This is a genomic window from Amazonocrinis nigriterrae CENA67 (assembly GCF_016056305.1).
Lineage (GTDB): Bacteria > Cyanobacteriota > Cyanobacteriia > Cyanobacteriales > Nostocaceae > Amazonocrinis > Amazonocrinis nigriterrae.
In genome coordinates, this window is sequence record NZ_JAECZC010000030.1 from 20,537 (window position 1) to 46,417 (window position 25,881).

The 25,881-nt window shown below is 42.4% G+C and carries 20 protein-coding genes; 9 read left to right on the forward strand and 11 right to left on the reverse strand.

The features are described from left to right. Positions 1-40: 40 nt before the first annotated feature. From I8748_RS16885 to I8748_RS16900, 4 genes are all read right to left on the reverse strand, one after another. Positions 41-1,222: a M20 family metallopeptidase gene (locus tag I8748_RS16885; RefSeq protein ID WP_198125733.1), complete on the reverse strand. Its 1,182-nt coding sequence runs from the start codon at positions 1,220-1,222 to the stop codon at positions 41-43. Positions 1,223-1,397: 175 nt separating this feature from the next. Further along, on the reverse strand, positions 1,398-1,961 hold the full coding sequence (locus I8748_RS16890) for a pentapeptide repeat-containing protein (RefSeq protein WP_198125734.1): 564 nt from the start codon (positions 1,959-1,961) through the stop codon (positions 1,398-1,400). 287 nt (positions 1,962-2,248) lie between these two features. Next, positions 2,249-4,030 carry a serine/threonine protein kinase gene (locus tag I8748_RS16895; RefSeq protein ID WP_198125735.1) on the reverse strand — a complete coding sequence of 594 codons (1,782 nt, stop codon included), beginning with the start codon at positions 4,028-4,030 and terminating at the stop codon, positions 2,249-2,251. Positions 4,031-4,235: 205 nt separating this feature from the next. After that, positions 4,236-4,613, reverse strand: coding sequence for a hypothetical protein (locus I8748_RS16900; RefSeq protein ID WP_198125736.1), 378 nt, complete (start codon positions 4,611-4,613; stop codon positions 4,236-4,238). A gap of 126 nt (positions 4,614-4,739) precedes the next feature. On the opposite strand from I8748_RS16900, the gene I8748_RS16905 reads away from it, so the two are divergent. After that, positions 4,740-4,934 (forward strand): hypothetical protein, encoded by a 195-nt coding sequence (locus tag I8748_RS16905; protein ID WP_198125777.1) that lies wholly within the window; start codon positions 4,740-4,742, stop codon positions 4,932-4,934. A 251-nt stretch (positions 4,935-5,185) separates the two neighbouring features. On the opposite strand, the gene I8748_RS16910 is transcribed toward I8748_RS16905, so the two are convergent. Continuing rightward, the gene (locus tag I8748_RS16910) at positions 5,186-6,787 is read right to left on the reverse strand and encodes a peptide ligase PGM1-related protein (RefSeq protein ID WP_198125737.1); all 1,602 of its coding nucleotides are present in this window, start codon (positions 6,785-6,787) and stop codon (positions 5,186-5,188) included. A 485-nt stretch (positions 6,788-7,272) separates the two neighbouring features. On the opposite strand from I8748_RS16910, the gene I8748_RS16915 reads away from it, so the two are divergent. After that, complete coding sequence (locus I8748_RS16915) at positions 7,273-8,211, forward strand: phosphoribulokinase (protein WP_198125738.1); 939 nt, start codon at positions 7,273-7,275, stop codon at positions 8,209-8,211. A gap of 169 nt (positions 8,212-8,380) precedes the next feature. Then, positions 8,381-9,613, forward strand: coding sequence for a DUF4336 domain-containing protein (locus tag I8748_RS16920; RefSeq protein ID WP_198125739.1), 1,233 nt, complete (start codon positions 8,381-8,383; stop codon positions 9,611-9,613). Positions 9,614-9,883: 270 nt separating this feature from the next. On the opposite strand, the gene I8748_RS16925 is transcribed toward I8748_RS16920, so the two are convergent. Both I8748_RS16925 and I8748_RS16930 read right to left on the reverse strand, forming a co-directional pair. Beyond that, positions 9,884-11,194 (reverse strand): GTPase family protein, encoded by a 1,311-nt coding sequence (locus I8748_RS16925; protein WP_198125740.1) that lies wholly within the window; start codon positions 11,192-11,194, stop codon positions 9,884-9,886. Positions 11,195-11,385: 191 nt separating this feature from the next. Beyond that, positions 11,386-11,643 carry a hypothetical protein gene (locus I8748_RS16930; RefSeq protein WP_198125741.1) on the reverse strand — a complete coding sequence of 86 codons (258 nt, stop codon included), beginning with the start codon at positions 11,641-11,643 and terminating at the stop codon, positions 11,386-11,388. Between the two features lie 296 nt (positions 11,644-11,939). On the opposite strand from I8748_RS16930, the gene I8748_RS16935 reads away from it, so the two are divergent. The 4 genes from I8748_RS16935 to I8748_RS16950 all read left to right on the forward strand — a co-directional run bounded on the left by I8748_RS16935 (position 11,940) and on the right by I8748_RS16950 (position 17,881). Next, a complete protein-coding gene (locus tag I8748_RS16935; RefSeq protein ID WP_198125772.1) occupies positions 11,940-12,677 on the forward strand; it encodes a phycocyanobilin:ferredoxin oxidoreductase in 738 nt (245 codons plus the stop codon). Positions 12,678-13,887: 1,210 nt separating this feature from the next. Continuing rightward, positions 13,888-15,291: an HlyD family efflux transporter periplasmic adaptor subunit gene (locus tag I8748_RS16940; protein WP_198125742.1), complete on the forward strand. Its 1,404-nt coding sequence runs from the start codon at positions 13,888-13,890 to the stop codon at positions 15,289-15,291. 273 nt (positions 15,292-15,564) lie between these two features. Further along, positions 15,565-16,719: an ABC transporter permease DevC gene (gene devC / locus I8748_RS16945; protein ID WP_198125743.1), complete on the forward strand. Its 1,155-nt coding sequence runs from the start codon at positions 15,565-15,567 to the stop codon at positions 16,717-16,719. 442 nt (positions 16,720-17,161) lie between these two features. Then, positions 17,162-17,881, forward strand: a complete 720-nt coding sequence (locus I8748_RS16950; protein ID WP_198125773.1) for a DevA family ABC transporter ATP-binding protein — start codon at positions 17,162-17,164, stop codon at positions 17,879-17,881. Between the two features lie 88 nt (positions 17,882-17,969). On the opposite strand, the gene I8748_RS16955 is transcribed toward I8748_RS16950, so the two are convergent. Beyond that, positions 17,970-18,740 carry a hypothetical protein gene (locus I8748_RS16955; RefSeq protein WP_404800324.1) on the reverse strand — a complete coding sequence of 257 codons (771 nt, stop codon included), beginning with the start codon at positions 18,738-18,740 and terminating at the stop codon, positions 17,970-17,972. Between the two features lie 281 nt (positions 18,741-19,021). Between I8748_RS16955 and I8748_RS16960 the strand changes: the two genes are divergently transcribed. Both I8748_RS16960 and I8748_RS16965 read left to right on the forward strand, forming a co-directional pair. Beyond that, complete coding sequence (locus I8748_RS16960) at positions 19,022-19,831, forward strand: HAD family hydrolase (RefSeq protein WP_198125745.1); 810 nt, start codon at positions 19,022-19,024, stop codon at positions 19,829-19,831. Between the two features lie 235 nt (positions 19,832-20,066). After that, positions 20,067-20,618 (forward strand): Uma2 family endonuclease, encoded by a 552-nt coding sequence (locus I8748_RS16965; RefSeq protein WP_198125746.1) that lies wholly within the window; start codon positions 20,067-20,069, stop codon positions 20,616-20,618. Between the two features lie 34 nt (positions 20,619-20,652). On the opposite strand, the gene I8748_RS16970 is transcribed toward I8748_RS16965, so the two are convergent. From I8748_RS16970 to ppsA, 3 genes are all read right to left on the reverse strand, one after another. Further along, on the reverse strand, positions 20,653-21,216 hold the full coding sequence (locus tag I8748_RS16970; protein WP_198125747.1) for an NADPH-dependent FMN reductase: 564 nt from the start codon (positions 21,214-21,216) through the stop codon (positions 20,653-20,655). 17 nt (positions 21,217-21,233) lie between these two features. Next, complete coding sequence (ilvA, locus tag I8748_RS16975) at positions 21,234-22,745, reverse strand: threonine ammonia-lyase, biosynthetic (protein ID WP_198125748.1); 1,512 nt, start codon at positions 22,743-22,745, stop codon at positions 21,234-21,236. Between the two features lie 492 nt (positions 22,746-23,237). Then, positions 23,238-25,733, reverse strand: a complete 2,496-nt coding sequence (gene ppsA, locus I8748_RS16980; RefSeq protein WP_198125749.1) for a phosphoenolpyruvate synthase — start codon at positions 25,731-25,733, stop codon at positions 23,238-23,240. Positions 25,734-25,881: the final 148 nt, after the last annotated feature.

Consider the following 25,881-nt stretch of genomic DNA (forward strand, 5'->3'; position numbering starts at 1 on the left):
CCATTACCCATTACCCATTACCCATTACCAGGCAAAATGTTTATCTCGGCAGCCAATATCTGTAAGCTGTATATGCCATAGTCACAACCCCGGTGATAATTGCAGATTCATCTACATCAAATTCGGGATGATGTAATGGGTAGTTAATGATTCTATCTTTGTGCCCGACACCTAAGCGAAACATGGAACCAGGGACATGTTCCAAATAAACAGAAAAATCCTCAGCGCCAAGAGAGGGTTCGGGTAATACTTGGACGCGATCGCTACTCCAAGCTTCTTCTGCTGATGATTGTAACAACTGCGTTAGTGTATAATCGTTTTGCACACTGGGCACACCTTGGCGATAATTGACTTGATACTTCGCGCCATAGGCATGGCAAACATTAGCAACAATGTTGTCAATCCAGTTTGGCAGTTGGGCACGGGTTTCTGGGTGGAGCGATCGCACGGTTCCCAACAACTGCACTTTATCAGCAATGACATTGGGCGCTCTGCCACCACTAATCTTGCCTATACTCAATACCACAGGACGCAAAGGATTTTGTGTTCGACTAATCGCTTGTTGGAGTGCCGTAATTACTTGTGACGCAATCCAAATTGCATCAACCGCTTCATGAGGACGCGCCCCGTGTCCAGATTCTCCAATAATCAGAATCTCTAAATCATCAGCTGCTGCTGTCAAAGCGCCGTAACGCACACCAATAGACCCTGCTGGGATAGAAGGGAAAACATGAACGCCTAAAACAGCCGAGATATTTTCTATTGCCCCATCTTTTACCATCCAGCTTGCTCCTTGAGCAATTTCTTCAGCTGGCTGAAATAAAAACCGCACCTTACCACCCAACTCCTCAGCTATTTGGGACAGTACCATTGCTGTTCCCAACCCAACCGTGGTGTGGACATCATGACCACAAGCGTGCATCACACCTTCAGCACGGGAGGCATATTCTAATCCTGTGCGTTCTTGAATTGGTAAAGCATCCATATCGGTGCGAATCGCCAATACACGGTCATCTTTGCCAGTATTTTGCAATTCACCGATAACGCCAGTTTTGCCAATTCCCTCTTGCACATGCAGACCACTGGAAGACAAGACACCAGCAACAAAGGCAGCTGTTTGGTACTCTTGACCGCTGAGTTCTGGGTGAGAGTGGATATGGCGGCGAATTTCAATTAAGCGCGGCGCTAGTTTTGTGGCTAAGTCCTTAATATGGGTCAGCATTGCTCTATTTCAGTTTACAGGCTTTGTTCCCATGATAAAGAAATGTTAATAAACAAAATGCTCTCACCCCACAGTGGGGTGCAGGGGTGCAGGGGTGCAGGGGTGCAGGGGAGATGAGGCAGAATAACTACTAGTGACAACTAACAACTAACAACTAACAACTAACTCAGCACTTTTATTTAGCATCACAAGTTGTGCCTGAAACCTTTCCGGTTGTGAAGTTGTTACAATTTTCGAGAGTTGGACGTTCTGTCGACCAGTCATAGGGCTTCTCAGAAGTCACCACACCAGTATTTAGAGTCGTCAGGCGAAAGTTAGCTCCTCGAAAATTTGTAAACTGTAAATTGGCATCCTTCAAGTTGGCTGCTTCTAAATTGGCGCTAATGAAACCAGCAAAAGATAAATCGGCATTTTCCAAAGATGCTGATTTCAAATTTGCCCCTGTTAAGGAAGCACCTGTTAAATTTGCAGACTTCAAATCTGCAAGCTCTAAATTTGCCCCAGTCAGATCTGCATATGTCAGATTAACCTGAGATAATATAGCCCCCCTCAAGTTAGTCCCACGTAAATTTGCTCCTGTCAAATTCAATTGAGTTAAATCAGCTGCACTCAAATCGCACCTAGGACAAATACCATTGGCTTTCAACTGTTCTAAGTCTGCCTGGTTAAACGCCAAGGCTTGTTCTGTCAACCCGCAACAGGCTAATAGGGCAACAGTAGCGATAATGTTAAGTTTCATATCGTTATAGATGATAAATTACACGTATGCCCAGTATAATACTTAATGTATACTATTTTCTCAGTGAATAACGAGGATGAAGAGGTGGTAAAGAAGCTGTAAAAATAGTATAAATTCGGTTTATTACACTACCCAAAACAAAATATAGGCCTTAGAATCGATTCGTAAGCAACTATACCGAATCTTTTATAGACTACCACATATGTGATCCCCCTAGCCAGATACAAAAAGCGGCTGGGGGGATCTTAATTTTTGGGCAATTGAAGGCAGGAGTCCTCCTGCCTCCTTTACCGCCATCCCAAAAAGCGCAAACCGGGGACAATTAGGTAATAACTCACGCCGTACCAAAAACTCATAAACACGCCGATTAAACCAAAAAAAGCCAGGGTCAGGGATAATCCGAACCAGAGGGTTTGACTAGAAAATTGCAAGACGGTAGTTGGGAACCCTAAAAAAATTAAAAGTGCAAAGAAGCTGGCAGTTCCAAATGCAGCAACTACAGCATAAACTATGTGATGGCTGCGAAAACCTACACTGAGGGTGAACAGAAAAACAGCAATTAAAATCACTCCTATTAGTCCCTCGCCTCTATCGACTGATGAAATTAATCGCCCTGATGAAATTAATTGCAAAAATAACCAGCCGAAACTATAGCTAATCATGCCCATGATTGAAGCTACCAAAAGCCGCCGCCGTTGACCAAAACAACCTGATATGGTCAGTCCCCATGCTGTTCCCAAGCCTGCGGTGGCAAAGACTAGGATTTCTGTGCCGACGGTAGTTTGATTATTGGAAACTAATTCGGGTAGTTGACGAAAAATATATTCGGCGATTTGATTGGCTAGGGTTGTCCGCCGTGCCAAAATCAAACCAGCGATCGCACCTGTACAAGCCCCAATCCCAGTTAATAACATCGCCCAAATTGTCACCACACAGGCTTGTAAAATGTTGAGAATTGTTTTAGCGATGAAAACAATTGTTTTGCTGACAGCTTGGGTAAATTTGGCTAAAGCTTGTTGTAAAGCTTGGATGAATAGTTGATATTGGTTGGCAGTTTGGGTTAAAGCTTGCCCAGTCCAGTTCTGAAATTGGGAAAATAACGCTGGCTGTGTTGATTTGTGGGTAATTTTCGCCAAACGTTTTTGAATGATAGCAGCATTTGCCGGACGCGATCGCACATCTTCCTGCACCATGTCATCTAGTAAATCTGCTAGCTGGGAGTTGACATTCACCCTGGTTCGCCAAATCAACTTTCCAGTCAGAGGATCTTCTAAATTTGGTGGATACTTGCCTGTCAGTAATTCAATCATTGTGCGACCGAGGGCATAAAAATCAGTCGCAGCCACCACATTTGCCCCAGTTATTTGTTCTGGGGGACTGTACCCAGAAGAAAATAACCTCGTGGAACTAGACTCTCGCCGCCCCAGTGCTGGCTTAAATTGTTTTGCCCCGCCAAAATCAATTAGTACTAGTTGTTCCCACCCAGTTTTACCTTGATTTAAGGATGGTGCAGTTGTGGCGGGAATTCGCAGCATCAAATTAGAAGGCTTGATGTCACGGTGAATAATTTGGCGTTTGTGCAATTCCTGTAAAATTTTAATCGCCTGAGTCAACCAAGTTAACACCAAATCTTCAGGACATCCTTGAGGATACTTTTCAAGTATTTCCTCAAGAGTCTGCCCGTTGATTTTTTCCATGACTAAACAGGCTAGTCGGCGCGGTTTAGGATTGGTCAAATTTAATTGGAAAAATCCATCAGCATCAACTCTGGGAACACCAGGATGGTGTAATTTAATTAAAACCTCTGCCTCTTGGGCAAATAATTCCAGTGCCTTTGGTGAATCTTCCACCAAAACTTTCAACACTTTCTCAGTTTGAGTCTTTTCATCCCAAACCGTGTAAATTTGGGCAAAACCTCCCGAACCCAAGGGTTGCAGTGGCAAATAGCGGTCTATCAGCTTTAGCACAGTGCCACAGCTGTTGCAAAACTTGTTTCCCCAAGGTTGAGGATAGGGACGTTGACAATCGGGATTTATGCAGTGAACCGCATTCTTCGTGATGTGGGACACAACCACTACAATACAAAGGCTGACTTGATTTTAGCGTTCTTTAGGTTTATGGGTTTGGAAACAATCAGAGCTACAATAAGGTCACGAACCTCTTGACGCCTACCTAGCAACTCATGTCCGTTGCCAAAGAAATAGAACTGTAGGGTGCGTTACGGCTTCAGCCTAACGCACTACATAACTCAACAAGATAGGCAAAAATAGGTGATTACTGACCCAGAAGGTTAACAGCTTCACCGAGAAGCAATTTCACCTTGTAGAGGTTGTACAGTTTCTCCTGTTCATATCGTTGTGGGTATTCCATCCTTCTGCCTTCCAGAGATATCCTGACAAACGCTATCTGTTCATCAGTCAAGGAATTCATCTCATCCAAGGCTATGCCGATATTCTGCAAGCTTTCAAATGATGGTCGTTTTATACCCCTACCGTCTTGAAACTGCTGCAAAGCTAATATCGGAAATGCCATCAACGTAGTGATGTAACTAACCTTGTACCCAGCATTACTAGTTGGGGGTAAGCCGTAGCGTTGACACAATGCACGCAATTCTTGAAGCGTCAGGGCTTCAAGTTCTGAGCGGGAAAACATACAATATAAATGTCCATTTTTAAGGTGGATATTTGGTGGATGCAAACTTTCTGAGGGTGAACATCCATCAAATAAACATTATTCAATGTGTATATCAATTAGTCCAGCTTTATTAAGTAACGTAAAGTGTCTAAAGATAATCGTGGCAATCCAGAAATTAAAAAACATGGTTTTAAAACCGACAGGGATAAGCCATTAACTGAATACGTACACTTGCGTGTCACAAAGGAAATGAAAGAAGAGATACAGCAACAAGAAGACCCTCCTGAATTTTGTAGAGAAGCTATCCAGAAAGCACTAGATGAGAAAAAGCAGAAGTAGTTCAAAGTTTGGCGTTGCTGTAAATAAAATGCACGCAATTCTTGAAGCGTTAGGGCTTCAAGTTCTGAACGGGAAAACATAAAATAAAACTGCATCTTGTAATCAATAGACTTCTTGTAAAAGTCTTTCTTTGCGCCTCTGCGCCTTTGCGCGAGGCAAAATTCATCCCATCAATCAGCAACGCTGAGTTTCCAAAGTATTGGTGCGTTAGGCTTAACGCCGTAACGCACCCTACAAGATCCTATGGACTATTAGAAATATCCATCCCAGGCAACAGGAAACGTGTAATCTGAGAACAAAGGGAAATCATGGTTGTCGCTGCGGGTTTCTTCATCCAAAACATTGACGACTTTGTTATAAATGTCTTCTGCGTGCTGCGGGGAATCACCGATACTGGTTAATCCCAATTTGCCAAACTGAGACAAACAACCCATGAGATGAAACACTGTACCTGTTTCTGTACCGCTGTCAAAGTGCAATCTGTGGTGGGCAATGATATCCATCAAATCGCTGGGTAACAATCCCCGATAGCGGTCTTTTTGAAGGTTGTCTGTGGCTATGTAGTATTTAGGACGCCCTTGCTGACTGTAAAATAATCCTGTAGACAGGTCGTAGCGACCGTTAGTCAATAATTTTAGAGTCATAAAAGGGTGAGTAGTACCACCCTTACGGAGGTTAATTTCGATCGCCTGAATGTCCCACTCTCCATTACCTTGGTCAACGGTGATAAAATCGACTCCAAATCGCTCTAATGCTCCTTTTTGAGCAAGTTTTCTACCAACTTGTAAGCCTAACTGCTGTAATTGCAACCGATACCTTTCATCCGCCGGAAATCGACAACCGAGATAAATTTGCCCGTCTGGGCCTCCAAGAATTTGGTCGTGGGTAGAGAGAATTTCCACTTCGCCTGTGGGGGTAATGCGTCCTTGGACACTGGGCGATCGCTTGATTTCTCCTTCCACAAAAGCCTCTACAATGGCCCCTAACTCGGCAATTCGTCCTGAAAAGTTATCCCAAGTCTCTTGTTTGGCTTGAAAGCGCAAATTCGGCAAGCGATCGCTAATTGCTGATAACCTTTCTCCATGAGCAGCTTGTCCCGGTGCTAAATCCAAAATCGGCCTCAAATCTAGCAGTGCATTGCCTTCTCCGGAAATGCCTTCATTGAGTTTCACCACCATCCGTTGCAATGTCGGCTGACGTTCCCACAAATCACAAGCCGCTGCTGCCAAATCTTGAGGATTCCAAACGCTGCTGCTACCATCTGGAAGAGGAACTTTACTTTCTGCAAATATTTGCCGACTGCCACTTTTTGTCCCCCAAATTTGCAAATCTGGTGCAGCTGCATATAATGGCACGTTTAATTGTAGAGATAATTCTGCTTCTAAAGATGTAGAATTATAGCACACCATAAATGATTTTTCTAGCCTCACCGCTTGGCGAATCCGTTCTAGCAATCGGGGACGTTCTAAAATTTTTTGGCTGAGGGGTTTGAGAGAAGAATCATATGTCGAAAGTAATAGCAAGCGATTGCGGGCATGGGAAAAAGGAATTCCAGGCAACAGTTGCAAATAGTAATCGATAATACTGGGATGCAGTGGCGTTGATGTGACATAAATTAACCTGGTGCGAGGATTTCGCAACCGCATTAAGGAGAATAGTAATCTTTCTTCATAATGTTCACAACCTTCAATTTTGTGCAGTTCGCGCTGGTCGATACTGAGGGAGGGAACGACTATGATATCTGCTTCACTATTATCAAATAGCTCAATAGTTTTCCAGCGATCGCGCAAACTTGATTGAAGATGACGAAAATTATCAACCTGTTCTAACTCTGAAATATTTAATGTCACCATAATCCCTGCCCTGTCGTGATCACAACAATGCTTTATTACTTTGGTATATCCCAAAAAAGACCAATTACTGCTAATATGCAATACTTCTTTGAATGGGTATGTTAGCAATCTTCTTCCGCCATAATATGTATTTTTGTAATATTTCGTCTATCACCTAAAGTAATAAACAAGTTCTATATCTAATGATTTTGACAGCACAGAGCAATTTGGAAACACAAGAGGTTACATAATGTAAATATTTTACATATATTAAAGACAGACCAAGAAAAAATATCTCATTGTAATTGTTTGTTACTGATAGTCATCAGTCATCAGTCATCAGTCTCAAACTTGAGAATTTATTTCTTTAAGTTCCCTGATTATGTTTAGAGATGTTGCGTATAGAGTTTTGACCTGAGTTAATTTACCAATTCCCTTCTAGAATAAAAAATATTATCTGTCTGCTAAATTTATTACTAAACTATCTAGGGTGCGGGGGGAATCAGATGAGCCGTCCAATAATTCTTGGTATTGTCGGTGATAGCGCTGCTGGAAAAACAACACTCACAAGAGGTATTGCTCAAGTACTGGGCCCGGAAAATGTCACCCTCATCTGTACAGATGATTACCATCGTTATGATCGCCAACAACGTGCAGAAATCGGGATAACTGCCCTCCACCCTGATTGCAACTATCTAGATATTATGCAGCAGCACCTATCGCTGCTACGCACAGGACAGCCGATTCTCAAGCCAGTTTACAGCCACAAAACCGGCACATTCGAGCCACCGCAGTACATTAAGCCTAATAAATTTGTCATTATTGAAGGATTACTTGGTTATTCTACCCGTGGAGCGCGTGATGCCTACGACGTGAAAGTTTACCTTGCACCGCCCGAACAACTGCGTGCCAAATGGAAAGTAAAGCGGGATACCCAAAAGCGGGGCTATACAGAGGAACAAGTATTGGCAGAACTAGAAAAACGCGAACCAGATTCAGAACAATTTATCCGTCCACAGCGGCAATGGTCAGATATAGTAGTGAGTTTCTATCCTCCAACTGAAGATGCCGATGAAAGCAACGGTCACTTGAATGTGCGGCTAGTACTACGTCCGACAATTCCCCATCCAGATTTTACCTCAATTATCAATTTAACCACAGGTAATTCTGATTCAGCAATTCGCCTGGGATTAGACCGGGATATGAATAAACCTGTAGATGTTTTAGAAGTTGATGGTCATGCCACCTTAGAACAGGTGAATAAGCTAGAGCATATCATGTGTTATGATATGCCCTACTTAAAGAATATCTGCGATCGCGAGAGTAACCCAGAACTGGGTAAAATTGCTGGTACAACAGGGGAAACACTGCAAAGCTACCCCCTCGCCCTGACGCAGTTGATCATCACCTACCATATGCTCAAAGCAACACACAGCTATCAGTAATGGGCATTGGGCATGGGGCATTGGGCATTGAAAAGACTCTTCCTTAATCCCCAGTCACCAGTCCCCAGTCCCTAGTCCCTAGTCCCTAGGCTCGACAATTTGCTAAACTCCTAGTTTCAGAGTTCAAATAGAATAGTTTGAGCATTGGGAATTTAGAGGGGGTTGCAGAGTGTCTCAGGATCAACGTATAGAAAACGCAGAACAAATTCATCCGAGAGACTTTTCATGGACTTTTTGGTTCACTTTGCCACTATACCCGTATAGCAAACGGCGGACGATTCGCAAAGAAGTAGTTAAAAACACTATCTGGACTTTTGACCAGCTACAAGGTATTTTTTACGTTGTTGTGCCGATTCGCATGACCGTTGTGAAGTTGGAGGCTGGCGGACTCCTGGTTTATGCGCCTGTTGCACCAACAACCGAGTGTATTCGGCTGGTGAATGAGTTGGTGAAGGAACACGGTGATGTCAAGTACATCATTTTACCAACTATCTCCGGGCTAGAACACAAAGTATTTGTCGGCCCCTTCGCCAGATTCTTTCCCAATGCACAGGTGTTTGTGGCGCCGAAACAGTGGAGTTTTCCACTTAATCTGCCACTTAGCTGGCTGGGTTTACCCGCCAAACGTACCCAGGTACTCCCAGAAGATAGCAGCAAAACACCCTTTGGCGATGAGTTTGACTACGCAATTCTAGGGCCTATAGAACTTGGGCCTGGACGGTTTGCGGAAGTTGCATTTTTTCACAAGCGATCGCATACTCTATTAGTCACAGATTCAGTCATTTCCATCCCCGAAGATCCGCCGGCAATTGTGCAATTAGATCCATATCCTTTGCTGTTCCATGCGAAGGATAAAGCCTCTGATATTGTCGCTGATAATCAAGCAAATCGCCGTAAGGGATGGCAGCGGATTTCACTGTTTGCTTTGTATTTTCGACCAAGCGTACTGGAAGTAATTAAATGGGGTGAAGTATTTCGGGATGCCCTCAAAGCACCGGAACGTTCCAAGAAAGCTTATTTTGGGTTATTTCCTTTTAAATGGTATCCTGATTGGCAGCGATCGTTTGATGCCCTGCGCGGCAATGGACGTTTATTTGTAGCACCCATTTTACAAACACTCATTCTCAATCGCGCACCAAGGGAAACCCTCAACTGGGCTGATAAAGTTGCCAGTTGGGACTTTCAGTGGATTATTCCTTGTCACTTTGACTCACCAATACCAGCACAGCCGCAACAGTTTCGCCAAGCATTCTCTTTTCTGGAAAAGCAGCCTGCGGTGAGTGCAGGATTATTCAGCAGTAATAGTTATCCTCTGCCGGAAGAGGATTTTAAGCTACTTAAGGAAATTGATCAAGGTTTGAATAAAAGTGGTATTGTGCCGCCAGCGAAGGAGAAGGTTTGAGATAACGTTTGAAGAGTAGTTAAAATTTTTGAACCACAGAGACACCAAGACACGAAGAGGACATTTGAAATTGATCAGCAATTTTATAAGCGTGTGGATTACCTAGAAATTCCATTTTAATAAACCCAAAATTCACCCATTTAGCTCAAGCGTGTAACCTAGTATGTTAAAGATTGGTGCGTTAGGCGCTTTACTTAATATTATCGTTACTAACCATATCAAAATATGCGCCTAACACACCCTACAGTAGATTTATTTTGTAGGTTTTTCTTAAAGTTTAATTCCTCTAAATCGTTCTTTGGCTGCTTGGAATGCCTCTTGCATCACAGACTGAATTTTCTGAGGATCGGGTTTATTTCCTCCCATCAAATCGCCAAAGTAAACGCAGGCTGTTTCCCCTAACGACCAAGTATAAGCAGCTGCCCACCAAGCTGCGATCGCACTACCGAAACCAGGTATAAATTTAACTAACTCTCTGCCAATGGCCTGGGCGAGAAAACCACCAGCAATGGCACTGACAATACCCCCAGCTTGGGATGGTGACAGTGTTTTTCCATATAATTTACCCAATAAAGTCACCATTGATACCTGTAATGTAGTTAATACAGGCATGGTAGCAAATGGCAACGGCACAGCCGCAAGGGTGGCGGACATAATCGCAAACGGCAAAATGTAACGCCGTCCAGCGTCTCGATAAATTGTGCCTATTTGCTTGCCAACTTCTTCTCGTTCCAATAGCTGATAAATCGCTTTGGCTTCTGCTTCTGGAAGTAACTCAGCCAGAGTATCTCTGAGGGCATCTAAGCCATAAAATACCGGATTGTAGCCATCTTCCTCTAGGGTAAAGTCCAGGAGAACAGAGCGATCGCACAGTCCGGCAAAGGCTTGTACAATGGCGGCAGATGCGCGATTCACCTCTTCATAGTCTGGTGGATAGGCAGGATGATCAGCAACATCGCTAGGGTAAACTTCATGCAAGCAGGTAATAGCTAGCAGACAAGGAATATCTGGATATTTCTGACGCAGTTGTTGAGCAATTTTTCGCAGAGACTCTGTAGCAAAATCATTGATTTTTACAGTTAAAATCAGGACTCTGGCGCGCTGACTTGCTTGTTGTAAATCACCCACTAACTCCTGAATAATTGCCGAAGTGTCCTGGTTGACATCTCCTAGCCCCACGGTATCTGTAAAAATCAGCAACGGTAGATCATTAGAAGGATAGACATAGCGTTGGGTGTGCTGCGTGTGCGGACGAAAACCTTCACCGACAATTTCGGCACTTACTCCCGTCAGTCCCCGCACAATGGAACTTTTTCCAGCTTGAGGCTTACCAATTAGCAAAGCTTCTGTAGTTGGCAGTTCAGCTCGAACTGTCTCCAAAATCTGTGCAACATCAGTTTCGCTGACACTAAACCATTCAACAACCGTTTGTGCAACTTGCTTTACAGGTAGCCGTTGCATGAGAGTTGCTGTTGCCTTATTCCAGACATCAGCAATACGGTTTTTCCCAAAGTCATCGGCTGGCTTACTGAACTGTTGAGACTCAGCTGATAACTTGTCAGCATCACGTTGTTCAGTCATTGGCATCACAATGGTATGTAGCTTTTACCACGCTGATCTGGGTTTACCATGTGAAATTTTTAGACCCAGAAGACGCTGATACTATTTTACCTTCGTGCCTTAGTGTCTTTGTGGTTCACAAGGGAATTTTTTAACCACAAAGGCACTAAGACACCAAGAAAAGGGAGTAATTAAGTTACACTTTTTAACCCTTATTGGTGACAAAATTGCCAGGTGTACAGTATTGCTTCTCCATGATCTGGAATCCAGGCTAGCCATTTGTCTGCTGAAATCGGACACAGTAACAGCGCCTCGTCTGAACTAAACGGGCTGGGTAGTTCCAGAAGGTGTACCCATTTAGAAGCTGGGGACTCCTGCACCAAATCTTTGGCATAACATTTGCCTAACCAATCCAGATTCTGCTTTCTTGCTGACATTACAAAATCTGGTCTATCAGAATCTAGTTTCATAGCCTTGTATTAGCCTTAACTCATGGGCTAACCTAAAAATATTTCTGTAACTAAGACTACAAAATTTAGAATACTTTTGAAAAGTCACTGTCTTATAACTTTACGTTAGGCAGTGATCAGAAGTTAGGAGTTAGTAGTTATTTCTACTTCTACTCCATGCCCAATGCCCAATGCCCCATGCCCTATGCCCTATGCCCACTCAGTACTAAGGTAAGTGTTTGCTTATATTGCAAGCTAGACCAGAAGTGGCGCGCGTGGCTGTAGACTGGCAAATAGGTAGCATTTTCAATGAACACATGTCATTTACTTCCATCCCCTCGCTGCGAGATCAACAACATCCTTTAGTTCGTCAGCTAGCTGATTGTATTGAGGTAGCTTGGCATAAGCACCTGGATCTGTCGCCTTACCATTTGCCTGCTGAGTTGGGGTATGTGGAAGGTAGACTAGAGGGCGAGAAACTGATAATTGAAAATCGCTGCTATCAAACACCGCAGTTCAGGAAAATGCATTTGGAACTGGCAAGAATCGGAAATATGCTAGATATCTTGCACTGCGTCATGTTTCCTCGCCCAGAGTACGATTTACCGATGTTTGGTTGTGATTTAGTCGGGGGTAGAGGTCAAATTAGTGCTGCGATCGCTGACTTATCTCCTGTCAACTTAGACCGCGCTTTACCACAATCCTATACTGCTGCACTCACGGCGCTGCCAAAGTTGAACTTTTCCCAACCCCGCGATTTACCGGAATGGGGGCATATCTTCTCGGATTTTTGCCTGTTTATTCGTCCCGCTTCTCCACAAGAAGAAAAAATGTTTCTCTCCCGCGTACAGGACTTTTTAGAAATTCACTGTACCCAGGCGATCGCTTCTAGTCCAGTTTCACAAGAACAGACGCTGCAAATTATCGCTGGACAACGTAACTATTGCACCAAACAGCAGCAAAACGATAAAACCCGTCGGGTACTCGAAAAAGCCTTTGGTCAAGATTGGGCAGAAAATTACATGACCACAGTTTTGTTTGACTTACCGGATTAGAGCAGGGGAGCAGGGGAGCAAGGGAGCAAGGGAGCAGGGGAGCAGGGGAAGAAATAATTAATACCCAATTCCCAATTCCCAATTCCCAATTCCCAATTCCCAATTCCCAATTCCCAATTCCCAATTCCCAATTCCCATCTGTAGGCTCTGTTACGTTTTCCCAGAACTGATAAATGTAGAATTCATTCAGCGAGAGTTTAATGGGAGAGTTTAATGGAGTCAGACAGCAGCAAAGTCTTTGTAGCAAATAGCCCGTTTGTATAGGCAAGCTAATACCAATTTGTAATTTTTAATTCCTAGTTTTCAATTAAGAGAAACAGGTTTAATCTGGGTTTACCAGTATGGATATATTGCCGAATTCGAGAAAATTGGTATAAATTTGCTCACAAATTTACCACAAAATAAAGGAAAATGTAATGTAATAAATCTTCGATTTGATAGACATTTTTTAGTTAATCTTTGACTGATGCAAAGAAGACTTACTGATAGGTAAAGTTTTTACTGAATTTTTAGTAAAAATTCTCAACAACCTAGTAGAAGTTATTTAATCAATACCCAGTTATTTTGATGTTGCAGCAAATATCTATGAGGTTATGCTTGCTGCAATCAGTTAACACAAACACACTTACTGAAGTAATAACAGATTACCATCATAACTAATATGTGGATGATGGCTCTGATGAATTTGATTCACCGCCACCAAACTCTAAATGATAATCAGAGCTATTATACCTGTTACCAAAATACTTTTTGTGAGAGTTATAAGGTGCTAAAAGATTAAGAAGGCAAGAGAAATTTTCATCTGTTAAATCTTGCCTCTTACCCTTTTTCTAACTTTTGCAATCAGTTTATTGAATAGCCAGCTAGTGGGCAGTGCCATTGTGGAAAGTTGTCGCATCTAGCATTAATTAAACAGTGGATTTGAAATAATTCGTAATTGATAACTCGTAATTCGTAATTGAATTAGTTGGGGTTTGAATCCCCAACTAATTCAAGACCGCTAAATTGAAATTTTAGCTCTTGACTCAAACCCTCTAATTACGAATTACGAATTACGAATTAGTAATTATGTTGAAGCGATACCTAACTTTAAGCCACTGTTGTTTGTTCTAGGCTGGCTGTTTCCTAAAAACTCTTGTTGACTAATTTAACTACGCCTATTTCGCTTTTTAATTCCATCAGCACAATTCAGATAAACAGGCAATATACTATGTCAAGGGTGACTGAGACAAAACAGCAGCTACTTTATTCGGAACAACCCAAGGTTTGGTGGGGTATTGCTGTAGCTTTACCAATAGCGATCGCTGCTGGGCTACTAACCACAGCCAAAGTTGAGCAGATCAGAAAGCTAGGCCCATCCGTACCTGTAAAACCAGTTGCTAACAGTATTAGTGCTGTGGGGCGTTTGGAACCCCAAGGAGAAGTTATTAAACTTTCTGCCCCAGTTGGAGCCTCACGAGTTCAGCAAATCTTTGTCAGAGAAGGAGAACGAGTAAGGAAAGGTCAAATAATTGCGATTTTGGACAATCACGATACCCAGATAGCAGCATTAGAAGAAGCAAAAGCAAAACTGCAAGAATCTCGTGCTAATTTAGCCCAGGTAAAAGCTGGTTCACCAAGAGACATTCAAGCCCAAACAGCAGTTATTGCTCGCTTGCAAGCTCAGTTGCGTGGGGAAAGCGAAGCTCAGCAAGCAACGGTGACTCGAATTGCTGCCCAATTAAGCGCCGAAAAAGTTGCTCAACAGGCAACAGTTAACCGCTTAGAAGCCGAACTCAGCGGACAAAAAGATACTCTAAGAGCCACAGTAGCGCGGGTACAAGCCCAACAAAACAATGCTGAAGTCGATGCTGGACGCTATGACTACTTATACCGACAAGGTGCTATTTCCCAGCAAGAAAGAGATAATCGACGACTTCAGGCTATAACTACTAATCAGCAAGTTGTTGAAAGTCAAGCTACCCTTAAACAGACACTAGCAACTCTACGCCAACAACTGGCTGAAGCTAGAGCCAACCAGGTAAAAACTTTAACAACTTTGCAACAGCAGTTAATCGAAGCCAAAGTTACCCGTGATAAAACTGTGGCAACTTTGCAAAGGCAAATCGACGAAGAAAAAGCCAGACTCAATAGACTCTTAGAAGTTCGTCCTACTGATGTGCAAATAGCCCAAGCCCAAGTGACGAATGCGATCGCCAATGTCAGACAAGCCGAAGCACAATTGAAATTAAGCTACGTCCAAGCACCAACTGCTGGCGAGATTTTAACAATTCACACCAAGTCAGGAGAAGCCATCAGTCCCAATGGAATCGCTGAAATTGGACAAACTGATCAAATGGTAATCACCGCTGAAGTTCCTGAAGACAGCATTGGTAAAGTTCGTATAGGTCAAAATGCCACTGTCACCAGTGACAACGGCGCTTTTAATGGCGAATTAAAAGGTATCGTCACTGAAATTGGCAGAAAAATCGGCAAAAAAGATGTGTTGAATACAGATCCAGCAGCAGATGTAGATGCCAGAGTCGTAGAAGTCAAAATTGCCCTATCCCAAGAAGATAGCCAAAAAGTTTCAGGCTTAACCAACGCCAAAGTTCTTGTTGAAATCAATAACTAAACACTTCAAAGCTCTTACTCATTAGTCTCTTTGTGCCTACCCTGCGGGAAGCCCTACTCTTCTCCTAACGGAGACGCTGCGCGAACGAGTTCTGCTTTGCAGTACGGGTGACGCTCCTGCGTCGCTAACGCTGCGCTAACACCACAGCGCTGTCTTTCCAACGCACTGCCTCACCGCGCTGGCTCACCGCTGACGCGTCTATGTGGTTAGTTAATTCTCCATCACTTCTACCAAAGAAAAAATGAAAACTAAAATCATATACATCAATAAAAAATGAGCCAAAAAATACCTCTGTCTTGGCTACAACTGACACGAGAAAAAACTCGTCTAGCCGTGGCACTAGCAGGAATTGCCTTTGCTGATATTCTCATGTTTATGCAACTAGGTTTCCGAGATGCTCTGTATTATAGTAACGTTCGGTTACATAGTAGTTTACAAGGTGATATCGTTTTAATTAATACTCAATCCAATGCTGTACTGGCGATGAAGAGCTTTTCCCAACGGCGTTTATACAAAGCTTTAGATTTACAGTCAGTGCAATCAGTACATCCTATATATTTAGACTATACAAGTTGGAAAAATCCAATTACAGGTCGTACTCGGAACCTGCTTGTATTTGGAATTAACCCAGAAAATAACATATTTAATTTACCTGGAGTTCAGGAAAACTTAAATAAACTCAAACTGCCTGATGTAGTTTTATATGACCGTTCTTCCAGACAGGAATATGGCCCAATAGCTGCTGAGTTTGAGCAGGGAAAAACTGTCACAGCAGAAGTAAGAAGAAGAAAAATGAAAGTCGTAGGACTATTTACTTTAGGTGCATCATTTGGAGCAGATGGTAATTTAATTACTAGTGATGTCAACTTCCTGCGCTTATTCAATAATCGTCAGCCAGGATTAATCGATATTGGCTTAATCAGAATCAAACCAGGAGCAGATGCGACAGCTGTTGCTCAAGATTTGCGGAATTATCTACCTAAAGATATTAATGTTTTAACTAAACAAGAATTTATTGATTTTGAGCGTAATTACTGGGCTAGTAGTACAGCTATTGGCTTTATTTTTACTTTGGGTACAATCATGGGTTTTATTGTGGGAACTGTGATTGTTTATCAAATTCTTTATACAGAAGTTTCTGATCATTTATCTGAGTATGCTACTTTGAAAGCAATCGGTTATACACAAAGATATTTGTTAATAGTGATTCTTCAAGAAGCACTTTTATTAGCTTGCTTAGGATATATCCCTGGATGGATGTTTACTATGTTGATGTATCAAAAGGCAAGAGAAGCTACACTATTACCAGTATTTATGAGTTTGGATCGAGCAATATTGGTGCTAATTTTAACTATTGTCATGTGCTTTTTCTCAGGTACGATCGCTGTACGGAAATTGCGCTCTGCTGATCCAGCAGATATCTTTTAAGTAAAGGGGACTGGTGAGCCAGCGCGGTGAGGCAGTACGGTCTTGGGGTCTCCCCAAGTGGAGTAACTGCCGTTAGCGTAGCGGTAGCGAGCTTGCGAGCGTCACCCGTAAGGGTCTTGGAGGTTTCCCCCATGAGCGACTGGCGATCTTCGTAGCGTTAGTGACGCAGGAGCGTCACCCGAAGGGGGACTAGTGATTGGGGACTGGGAGGATTTGGGACTTTTATTCAAACACCGCCTAAATCCTGTAAAAACATTTTACTCGTACCACCAGACTAGTTAAAATAATATTTGCAACTAGTAATAAAATGATTCATAAAATGTTAGAAACTAACATTTTCATAATTAAAAATATTTTATGATGAACACATAAGAAATTCTCACTTCTTACAGGCACTAAACTTCCGTCTCGGAACTACTAACTGATAGCAACCAAATTTATGATGAGACAAGAACCTGTAATCGCCATTAAGAATCTTAACCATTACTATGGCAAAGGCGCACTAAAAAAACAAATTTTATTTGACATTAATCTAGAAATTTATCCTGGAGAAATTGTCATCATGACCGGGCCATCTGGGTCAGGTAAAACAACATTACTGAGCTTGATTGGCGGTTTGCGGTCTGTACAAGAGGGAAGTTTGAAGTTTTTAGGCGTAGAACTGTTTGGTGCTAGTCAGAATAAATTAGTGCAAATTCGGCGTAACATTGGTTATATTTTTCAGGCTCATAACTTGCTGGGGTTTTTAACAGCTACGCAAAATGTGCAGATGGCTGTGGAATTGAATGATAATATTTCGCAAAGTGAAGCGATCGCTAAATCACAAGCCATGCTTGGGGCTGTTGGTTTACAAGAAAGAGTTAATTACTACCCGGATAATCTTTCTGGTGGACAAAAACAAAGAATAGCGATCGCCCGCGCCCTAGTCAATAGTCCGCCATTGGTTCTAGCAGACGAACCAACAGCAGCTTTGGATAAACAATCAGGACGCGATGTTGTAGAAATCATGCAAGCGCTAGCCAAAGAACAAGGAACTTCTATCTTGTTAGTGACACACGATAACCGCATTTTGGACATCGCCGATCGCATCGTAGAAATGGAAGATGGTCTTTTAGTCCGTAATTCCCAAAGTGCAGTTACTGGTTACGATACCAAATTATAATTCAAAACTCATAATTCATAACTCATAACTCATAACTTATCAATATGTAGCTGCACCCTAAAAGTGTGATTATTTAGTTAGCACTAAACTACTTCTGTTGTGCTGGGGTATTTGGTTGGCGACTAGTGCGAAAAGTTACATTCACGCCTTCATTTGATTGTTCAAGCACGAGTAAAGGCGTGGGTTTAGCCTTTTGATCCCAATGCATACTAGCAATGCGCCCTTGAATTGTCGGTTGCCAAGTATCCTCATCATCAATTGGGCTGAGATAAGTTTCAATACAATCAATAATTTGGCTAATAGTGGCAGAAGTTGCTTGTGTCGGTAACTTCATTAACCGAATTTGAATGCGAAACAGTACTCGCTTTGCTGAGTTTGGTGGAGTTCCAGTTTCGTACTCCACATCAAACATTTCATCCACCTGGCGTCCTGCACTATTGGCAATTCCCAAAGTTCCTTGTTGGGCTTGAGTTGGGCGCAGGGCTTGAGAAATTTTATCTTTGACCTTAATTTTAATTTGATTCACGATCGCAAAATGAAATACCTCTTCTGACATCCGCATTCTGAGATAATCGAGGTTAAAGTCCCGTGAATTCACCAAATCGGGATTAGTTTCCATTTTGCGAATTGTTTCTAGGGCTAATTTCAACTTTTTCTCTAGTTCTCGCGCCCGGAATCGTTCAAACTTGAGTTTTTTGTCTAATTGATTCGTCTGAACTTTCAAATATACAACCGCAGCAATAGCTACTAAAACTAACCCTCCACAACCGAGAAGCAAAAGTGGTGGTGTTTGCGGATCACTTGCTGGTTGCTGGGTTATCTTTTTTGTCTTTGTTCCTGAAGACTGGGCAATGAGCATAGAATTTAGCATGGTTGGAAAATAAAAACAATTGATTTATTATTTTTAGGATGCCCAAATCTTGGATGCCATCTTGCTGTACTATTTGTATTTTTTACTAGAGAAGGGGAAGGGGAAGGCTAAATAAGGGGGAAGGGAATAATATATGGTTGCTTACAATTCCACTCGCTTTGAACTTTCCCTACAATACAAGGATTATTTCGCAAATTAAGGGCGAAGCTTTTACTTTTCTTACCTTTGCTTGCCTTCTCCTTCCCCTTTTCCCCTTTCCTCAACTGCATATGTACAACGACTCAAACCTCACTCTTGGGCATCCCAGCAATGCACAGCAACTATCTCAGGCTTCATCTACTTGCTTGAGCAATATTCGTCTCATTGCCACAGATATGGATGGTACCCTGACTAGGGAAGGTAAATTTTCTGCCTCACTATTGCGGGCTTTGGAAGATTTAATAGCAGCTAACATTCAAGTCCTAATTGTCACCGGACGTTCCGCTGGGTGGGTGAATGGATTGAGTTCTTTGTTGCCAGTTGCAGGTGCGATCGCAGAAAATGGTGGTTTATTCTATCCATCTAAAAGTGAGGAATTAATCGCTTTAACACCTATTTCCGACCTAGTAAAACATCGCCAGCATTTAGCTTTAGTTTTTGAGGAATTAAAAACTAAATTTCCTCAAATCAAAGAATCTAGTGATAATCGCTTTCGGATTACCGATTGGACATTTGATGTATCGAGTTTAAGTTTAGATGAACTACAAACTCTCAGTCATCTCTGTCAGCAAATGGGTTGGGGCTTCACCTACAGCAACGTCCAGTGTCACATTAAACCACAAGGGCAAGAAAAGGCAGGTGGACTATTGCAGGTATTGCGAGAATATTTCCCTAGTTACTCACTTGATCAAGTTGTTACTGTTGGCGATAGCCCTAATGATGAAAGTTTATTTGATCGGCGTTATTTCCCTTTGTCTGTGGGTGTAGCAAATGTATTGCAATATGCCAATCAATTGCAACATCAGCCTACTTATATTACTGCTGCGGCTGAAGGTGAAGGGTTTTGTGAATTAGCTAATTATATTTTGAAAAGCTTGTAAATATAGAGGCTTGACCAAATAATTACTAATTCGTAATTCGTAATTCGTAATTAAATGGGTATAGCAGCCCACACCAAATTTTCAAATTGGTGGTGCTTCTAGGTGGTGGGTTCAGCAGTTCACACTGATTATAACTACGAATTACGAATTATTTTGACGACCAAAGTCTGCGAAGGGGACTATAGCAAGATTAACATGAAAGAATATAAACAATCATTGGGAGGAAGCAATCATCATGTCTGTGATTATTGCTAAATGGTCGATTGACGAATATCATCGCATGATTGAGGCTGGCATTTTGAGCGATCGCAAAGTTGAATTACTTCAAGGAGAAATTGTTGAAATATCGCCAGAAGGGGAACCCCATGCTTATTGTAGTGATGAAGCTGGTGAATATCTAGCAAAATTATTAGCTGGACGCGCCAAAGTTCGTCAAGCCAAGCCTATTACTCTACCGAATAACTCGGAACCTGAACCAGATATTGCCATTGTCCAAGCTTTAGGACGGGAGTATCGAGAACATCATCCTTATCCAGAAAATATTTTCTGGTTGATTGAATACGCTAACTCCAGTTTAGAAAAAGATTTAGAAATCAAAAGCAAAATCTACGCACAAGCAGGTATTTCAGAATATTGGGTTGTTAATTTGAAAAAGTTACATCTAGTAGTGTTCCGAGAAATCTTAGATGGAGAATACGCAACAAAGCTAACATTAACCGTGGGAACAATTCAACCGCTGGCATTCCCAGATATTTCTATTTCAGTGGAACAGATTATTAACAGCTAGTACAATTTTAGATTTTAGATTTTGGATTGGCTGATTATGGTATTTCGGCCCGGAAAGTTCCAATCGCGGATACGAATGTGACGATACTATTATGCAGCGCACTTGATATTTTAGAATCGGAAATGATATCAGTTTCATCGATTTGATTACTGGAAAGTGGAATGGTTATTGATGCTTCATTAATGATATGTGCATCCATTGTCCTCAGTATTTCCCTTAAAGAAGCTTGTGCATGTATTCCTCGTGATGATGCATTGATTAACGCAACAGGCTTACGGTAAAGTTCCCCAGAGCCAACTACCCAATCGAGTGCGTTCTTCAATACACCAGGTATACCATGTGCGTATTCTGGACTCGATATCAATACGCCGTCGGAAATTTGCAGCTGGGTACGAATGTCTTTCACTGAAGGTATTTCTGTTCTCTCTAGATCAGGATTGAAATGTGGGAGATCGCCAAGACCATTGTACAAAGTTATTTCAACTCCTTGTGATGCCAAACTGATGGCAGCTCGAAGTAAAGCTGTGTTCGATGAAGCAGCCCGAAGACTACCTGAGATTGCAAGAATTTGTATCACTTTAATTTTTTCATCACACATCAATGACAAATAACAACTTAACCCAAAAACAGCTTGTACGCGGGATTTTGGCTTTCATCCCAATAGCGATAGCCAAGGGTATCAAGAAATGCTTGCCATTGTTGCATTTCGTGGGGAGGAACTTGCATCCCTACAACAATTCGTCCATAGTCTGAACCATTGTTGCGGTAGTGGAACATGCTGATATTCCAGTTAGGACTCATAGAACCAACAAACTTCATCAACGCACCAGGACGTTCAGGAAACTCGAAACGGTAAAGCAATTCGTTGTGGGCTAGGGGAGAGTGTCCACCAACCATGTGGCGCAGGTGTAATTTAGTCAATTCGTCGTCTGTCAAGTCGATAGTTTTAAACCCACACTCTTCAAAGTTTTCTACCATCTTTGCCCTATCAGCAAAGTTTTGAATTTGCACACCTACAAAAATATGGGCTTCTTTTTCATCGGCAATGCGATAGTTAAACTCAGTCAGATTACGTTTACCAATACATTCACAAAACTTACGGAGACTACCCCGTTCTTCGGGAATTGCCACTGCAAAGATGGCTTCGCGGCGTTCACCAAACTCTGCCCGTTCTGCGACAAAACGGAGGCGGTCAAAGTTCATGTTAGCACCGCAGGCGACGGCAATTAGCGTTTTATCCTGAATTTGCTCTCGTTCTGCATAGGCTTTAGCACCTGCGATCGCTAATGCACCGGCAGGTTCTAAAATTGATCGCGTATCTTCAAACACATCTTTAATTGCTGCACAGGTAGCATCCGTATCGACCAAAATAATATCATCTACATAGTCTTGGCACAGGCGGAAGGTTTCTTCACCCACTTCCCGCACTGCTACCCCATCAGCAAATAACCCGACTTGAGGTAATCGTACCCGATGCCCAGCTTTCAGCGATTGATACATGGCATCGGCATCCACTGGTTCAACACCAATAATTTTAATCTCTGGACGCAACCGTTTTACATAAGCCGCAATTCCAGAAATCAAGCCACCACCCCCAATTGCCACGAAGATTGCATGGATGGGTTGTTGGTATTGTCGCAGAATTTCCATCCCAATGGTTCCCTGTCCGGCAATCACATCGGGGTCATCAAAGGGATGAATAAAGGTTAAACCTTTTTCTGCTTCTAGTTGACGAGCGTAGGCATAGGCATCATCGTAGGTATTGCCATGTAAAACTACTTCGCCTCCTCGCGTTTTGACTGCATCCACTTTCACTTGAGGCGTAGTCACCGGCATAACAATAATTGCCCGTGTTTTCAGCCGAGTTGCAGCCAAGGCAACACCTTGGGCATGATTACCGGCAGATGCCGCAATGACACCCTGTGCTAGCAAATCTGGGGGCAAATTCGCCATTTTGTTGTAAGCCCCCCGCAGCTTAAAGGAAAATACCGACTGCATATCTTCCCGCTTTAGGAAGAGTTGATTATTTAGTCGTGCGGATAGATTCGGGGCATACTCCAAGGGTGTTTCTTGGGCAACATCGTATACACGAGCAGTCAGAATTTGTACCAGGTAATCGCAAAGCATGGGGTCAACAAAATAGCAGATGCCGGATGGAGATTCATTTTACGCTACTTGTGTACCTGTTTTACAGGCTGATGGCTGATGTGAGGATTGGGCCAAAGCAATCACTTTGCTAAGTCAAAGTGTAAACCTTCATCTTGGCTGTTATTGGATTGATGCTTATGATTATGTTGACCGATGACTGATGACTGTCATTAGTTATCGGTCAATAACCTTCATGGTAGCGGTCTCTAACTGGCATATATTGCTCAAGCTACTTTATATATATAATTGCATGATTAAGTATTCAATTATTAACAGCCTTGCTAAATAGTAATATTAACAAATATTTTTTCATTCATAGTACCATTTATAAAAATATTTACAACACATAAATTACAGTAGGGACGTATAAATGTACGCCCCTACTACAGTAACAGGTATTTTGTGAAATGTTATCAAATCAGCAATACCAATCAACAATTAAAAGAAAGTGAGCTATATAAATGACAAAATTCAAGACTCACCATTCTCGACTTTTGCTATTTCTAGCATCGTTTTTAAAACTGAGTCTGGATTCAGACTAATAGAGTCAATTCCTTGTTCAACCAAGAACCGAGCAAATTCTGGATAATCGCTTGGTGCTTGCCCACAAATGCCGATTTTGCGGTGGCGTTTTTTCGCAGCTTCTATGGCCATTTTCACCATTTGCTTCACAGCTGGGCTGCGTTCATCAAACAACCGTGCTACTAAAGCTGAATCCCTATCTAACCCTAGTGTCAGCTGAGTTAGGTCATTGGAACCAATGGAGAAACCATCAAAGACTTCAGCAAATTCTTCAGCCATAATTACATTGCTGGGCAATTCACACATTACATAAACTTGTAAGTTGTTAACGCCTTGTTTTAAACCATTGTTTGCCATTTCTGCTAATACTAAACGCCCCTCATCAGGAGTGCGGCAGAAAGGAATCATGGGGATAACATTAGTCAAACCCATATCTTCTCGTACTCGCTTTATGGCATAACACTCTAAGGCAAAAGCTTCTCTGTAGCCTTCATCATAGTAACGTGCTGCCCCTCGCCAACCTAACATTGGGTTTTCTTCGTCGGGTTCAAACTGTTGCCCACCCAACAAATTGGCATATTCATTACTTTTGAAATCAGACATTCGCACAATTACTGGTTTGGGATAAAATGCTGCGGCAATTCGGCCAATGCCTTGGGCTAATTTATCCACAAAATACTGGGGCTTCTCTTCGTAAAGTGAAGTAATTTCGCTAATTTTAGCTTTAACAAATTCATCTTTTAACTTATCGAAATAAAGCAATGCCATTGGATGAATTTGGATTTGGTTAGCGATGATAAACTCTGTCCGCGCTAAACCTACGCCATCGTTAGGAATGGCAGATAAACTCAAAGCTTCTTGAGGATTTCCCACATTCATTAAAATTTGGGTGCGAGTGCGGGGCAAATTTTCTAACGCGACTTCATTAACTTCAAAAGGTAATAACCCTGCATAGACCTTTCCTTCTTCCCCTTCAGCACATGAAATGGTTACCTCTTGACCAGTTCTCAAGACTTCCGTAGCATTACCGCAGCCCACGATCGCAGGTACACCCAATTCTCGTGCAATAATCGCTGCATGGCAGGTACGTCCACCAGAGTTGGTGATAATCGCACTGGCGCGTTTCATAATCGGTTCCCAGTCAGGATCAGTCCTTTCTGTCACCAATACTTCCCCAGGTTGGAACTGGTCGAGTTTATGCACATCTAAAATCAGGTTTGCTTTCCCTTGACTGATGGCTTCCCCAATGGCGCGTCCCGTGACAAGGGGGAGTGGGGAGTCGGGAGTTGGGAGTGAGTGAGTTTTTTCCCCAGTCCCCAGCCCCCAGTCCCCAGTCCCCAGTTTGAGACGATAACTCCGCAACACGTTTCCATTTTTCTGTGACTGCACTGTCTCAGGACGTGCTTGCACCACAAATAACTGGTTTGTAATACCATCTTTTGCCCATTCGATATCCATTGGGGTATAAATACCGTGGACTTGAGAATAATGGTCTTCAATTAAACAAGCCCAATGTGCTAGTTGTAAAATCTCGCTATCACTAAGAGCGAATTTACTTCTATCTACCTTGGATACAGATACATTTTTTGTGAATTTAGAACCGTCATCATAAATCATTTTCAGTTCTTTGCTGCCCAATTTTTTATCAATAATTGGACGAAAACCTGCTTTTAAAGTTGGTTTAAAAACATAGTATTCATCTGGGTTAACAGACCCTTGGACAACGTTTTCTCCTAAACCGTAGGCGGCTGTAATCAGTGCAGCATCCTTAAAGCCGGTTTCTGTATCAATGGAGAACATTACCCCAGAGGTTGCTAAGTCAGAGCGCACCATTTTTTGCACACCCACAGCTAGGGCAATGCTAAAGTGGTCAAATCCCTTGGCGTGGCGATAAGAAATGGCGCGATCAGTAAATAGGGAAGCAAAGCATTTATGACAAGCTGCTAAAACTCCTTCGACACCTACAACGTTAAGGTAAGTTTCTTGCTGACCGGCAAAACTAGCGTCGGGGAGGTCTTCAGCGGTGGCGCTAGAGCGAACTGCTACATCTGTCTCAGTGTGGTATTTATCACATAGACTCTCGTAAGCTGTAGCGATCGCATCTCGCAATTCACTAGGGAATGGGGTATGTATCAACAGCGATCGCGCTTTTTTCCCCCGTAGCCGTAAATTTTTGATATCCTCAACATCTAAATCCGCAAACAGTTCGCGTAACTTTGCTTCTAATCCCGCAGATTCAATGAAATAGCGATAAGCATAAGCTGTAGTGGCAAATCCTGTTGGTACTTCAACACCTTTAGGTGTTAGCTGTTGAATCATTTCCCCTAATGATGCATTTTTACCGCCAACTAAGGGAATATCAGCAATACCCACTTCATCAAACCAGAGAACCAGCGATCGGTCTTTAGCAGATAGAGATGTCGTATTTATAGCTACTGAAGTCATTAGAATTACCTCTTAAAAAATGCTGAGATTTTTAGCGCGTAATCGCTAGTAGATAAGGGCAACAGACGGTAAACAGTAGGCAGAAGGAATATTGAGTGAAAAGTAAACTTTTTAACCTTTTATACTAGATAGTGATTTTCATCACCCT

Coding starts and splice junctions, on each gene's coding strand:
- I8748_RS16935 (WP_198125772.1), top strand. CDS start 11,940: ATGTCATTTACTTCCATCCCCTCGCTGCGAGATCAACAACATCCTTTA.
- I8748_RS16930 (WP_198125741.1), bottom strand. CDS start 11,643: ATGAAACTAGATTCTGATAGACCAGATTTTGTAATGTCAGCAAGAAAG.
- devC (WP_198125743.1), top strand. CDS start 15,565: ATGAGCCAAAAAATACCTCTGTCTTGGCTACAACTGACACGAGAAAAA.
- I8748_RS16925 (WP_198125740.1), bottom strand. CDS start 11,194: ATGACTGAACAACGTGATGCTGACAAGTTATCAGCTGAGTCTCAACAG.
- I8748_RS16910 (WP_198125737.1), bottom strand. CDS start 6,787: ATGGTGACATTAAATATTTCAGAGTTAGAACAGGTTGATAATTTTCGT.
- I8748_RS16970 (WP_198125747.1), bottom strand. CDS start 21,216: ATGTGTGATGAAAAAATTAAAGTGATACAAATTCTTGCAATCTCAGGT.
- ilvA (WP_198125748.1), bottom strand. CDS start 22,745: ATGCTTTGCGATTACCTGGTACAAATTCTGACTGCTCGTGTATACGAT.
- I8748_RS16955 (WP_404800324.1), bottom strand. CDS start 18,740: ATGCTCATTGCCCAGTCTTCAGGAACAAAGACAAAAAAGATAACCCAG.
- I8748_RS16940 (WP_198125742.1), top strand. CDS start 13,888: ATGTCAAGGGTGACTGAGACAAAACAGCAGCTACTTTATTCGGAACAA.
- ppsA (WP_198125749.1), bottom strand. CDS start 25,733: ATGACTTCAGTAGCTATAAATACGACATCTCTATCTGCTAAAGACCGA.
- I8748_RS16890 (WP_198125734.1), bottom strand. CDS start 1,961: ATGAAACTTAACATTATCGCTACTGTTGCCCTATTAGCCTGTTGCGGG.
- I8748_RS16965 (WP_198125746.1), top strand. CDS start 20,067: ATGTCTGTGATTATTGCTAAATGGTCGATTGACGAATATCATCGCATG.
- I8748_RS16950 (WP_198125773.1), top strand. CDS start 17,162: ATGAGACAAGAACCTGTAATCGCCATTAAGAATCTTAACCATTACTAT.
- I8748_RS16915 (WP_198125738.1), top strand. CDS start 7,273: ATGAGCCGTCCAATAATTCTTGGTATTGTCGGTGATAGCGCTGCTGGA.
- I8748_RS16960 (WP_198125745.1), top strand. CDS start 19,022: ATGTACAACGACTCAAACCTCACTCTTGGGCATCCCAGCAATGCACAG.
- I8748_RS16900 (WP_198125736.1), bottom strand. CDS start 4,613: ATGTTTTCCCGCTCAGAACTTGAAGCCCTGACGCTTCAAGAATTGCGT.
- I8748_RS16885 (WP_198125733.1), bottom strand. CDS start 1,222: ATGCTGACCCATATTAAGGACTTAGCCACAAAACTAGCGCCGCGCTTA.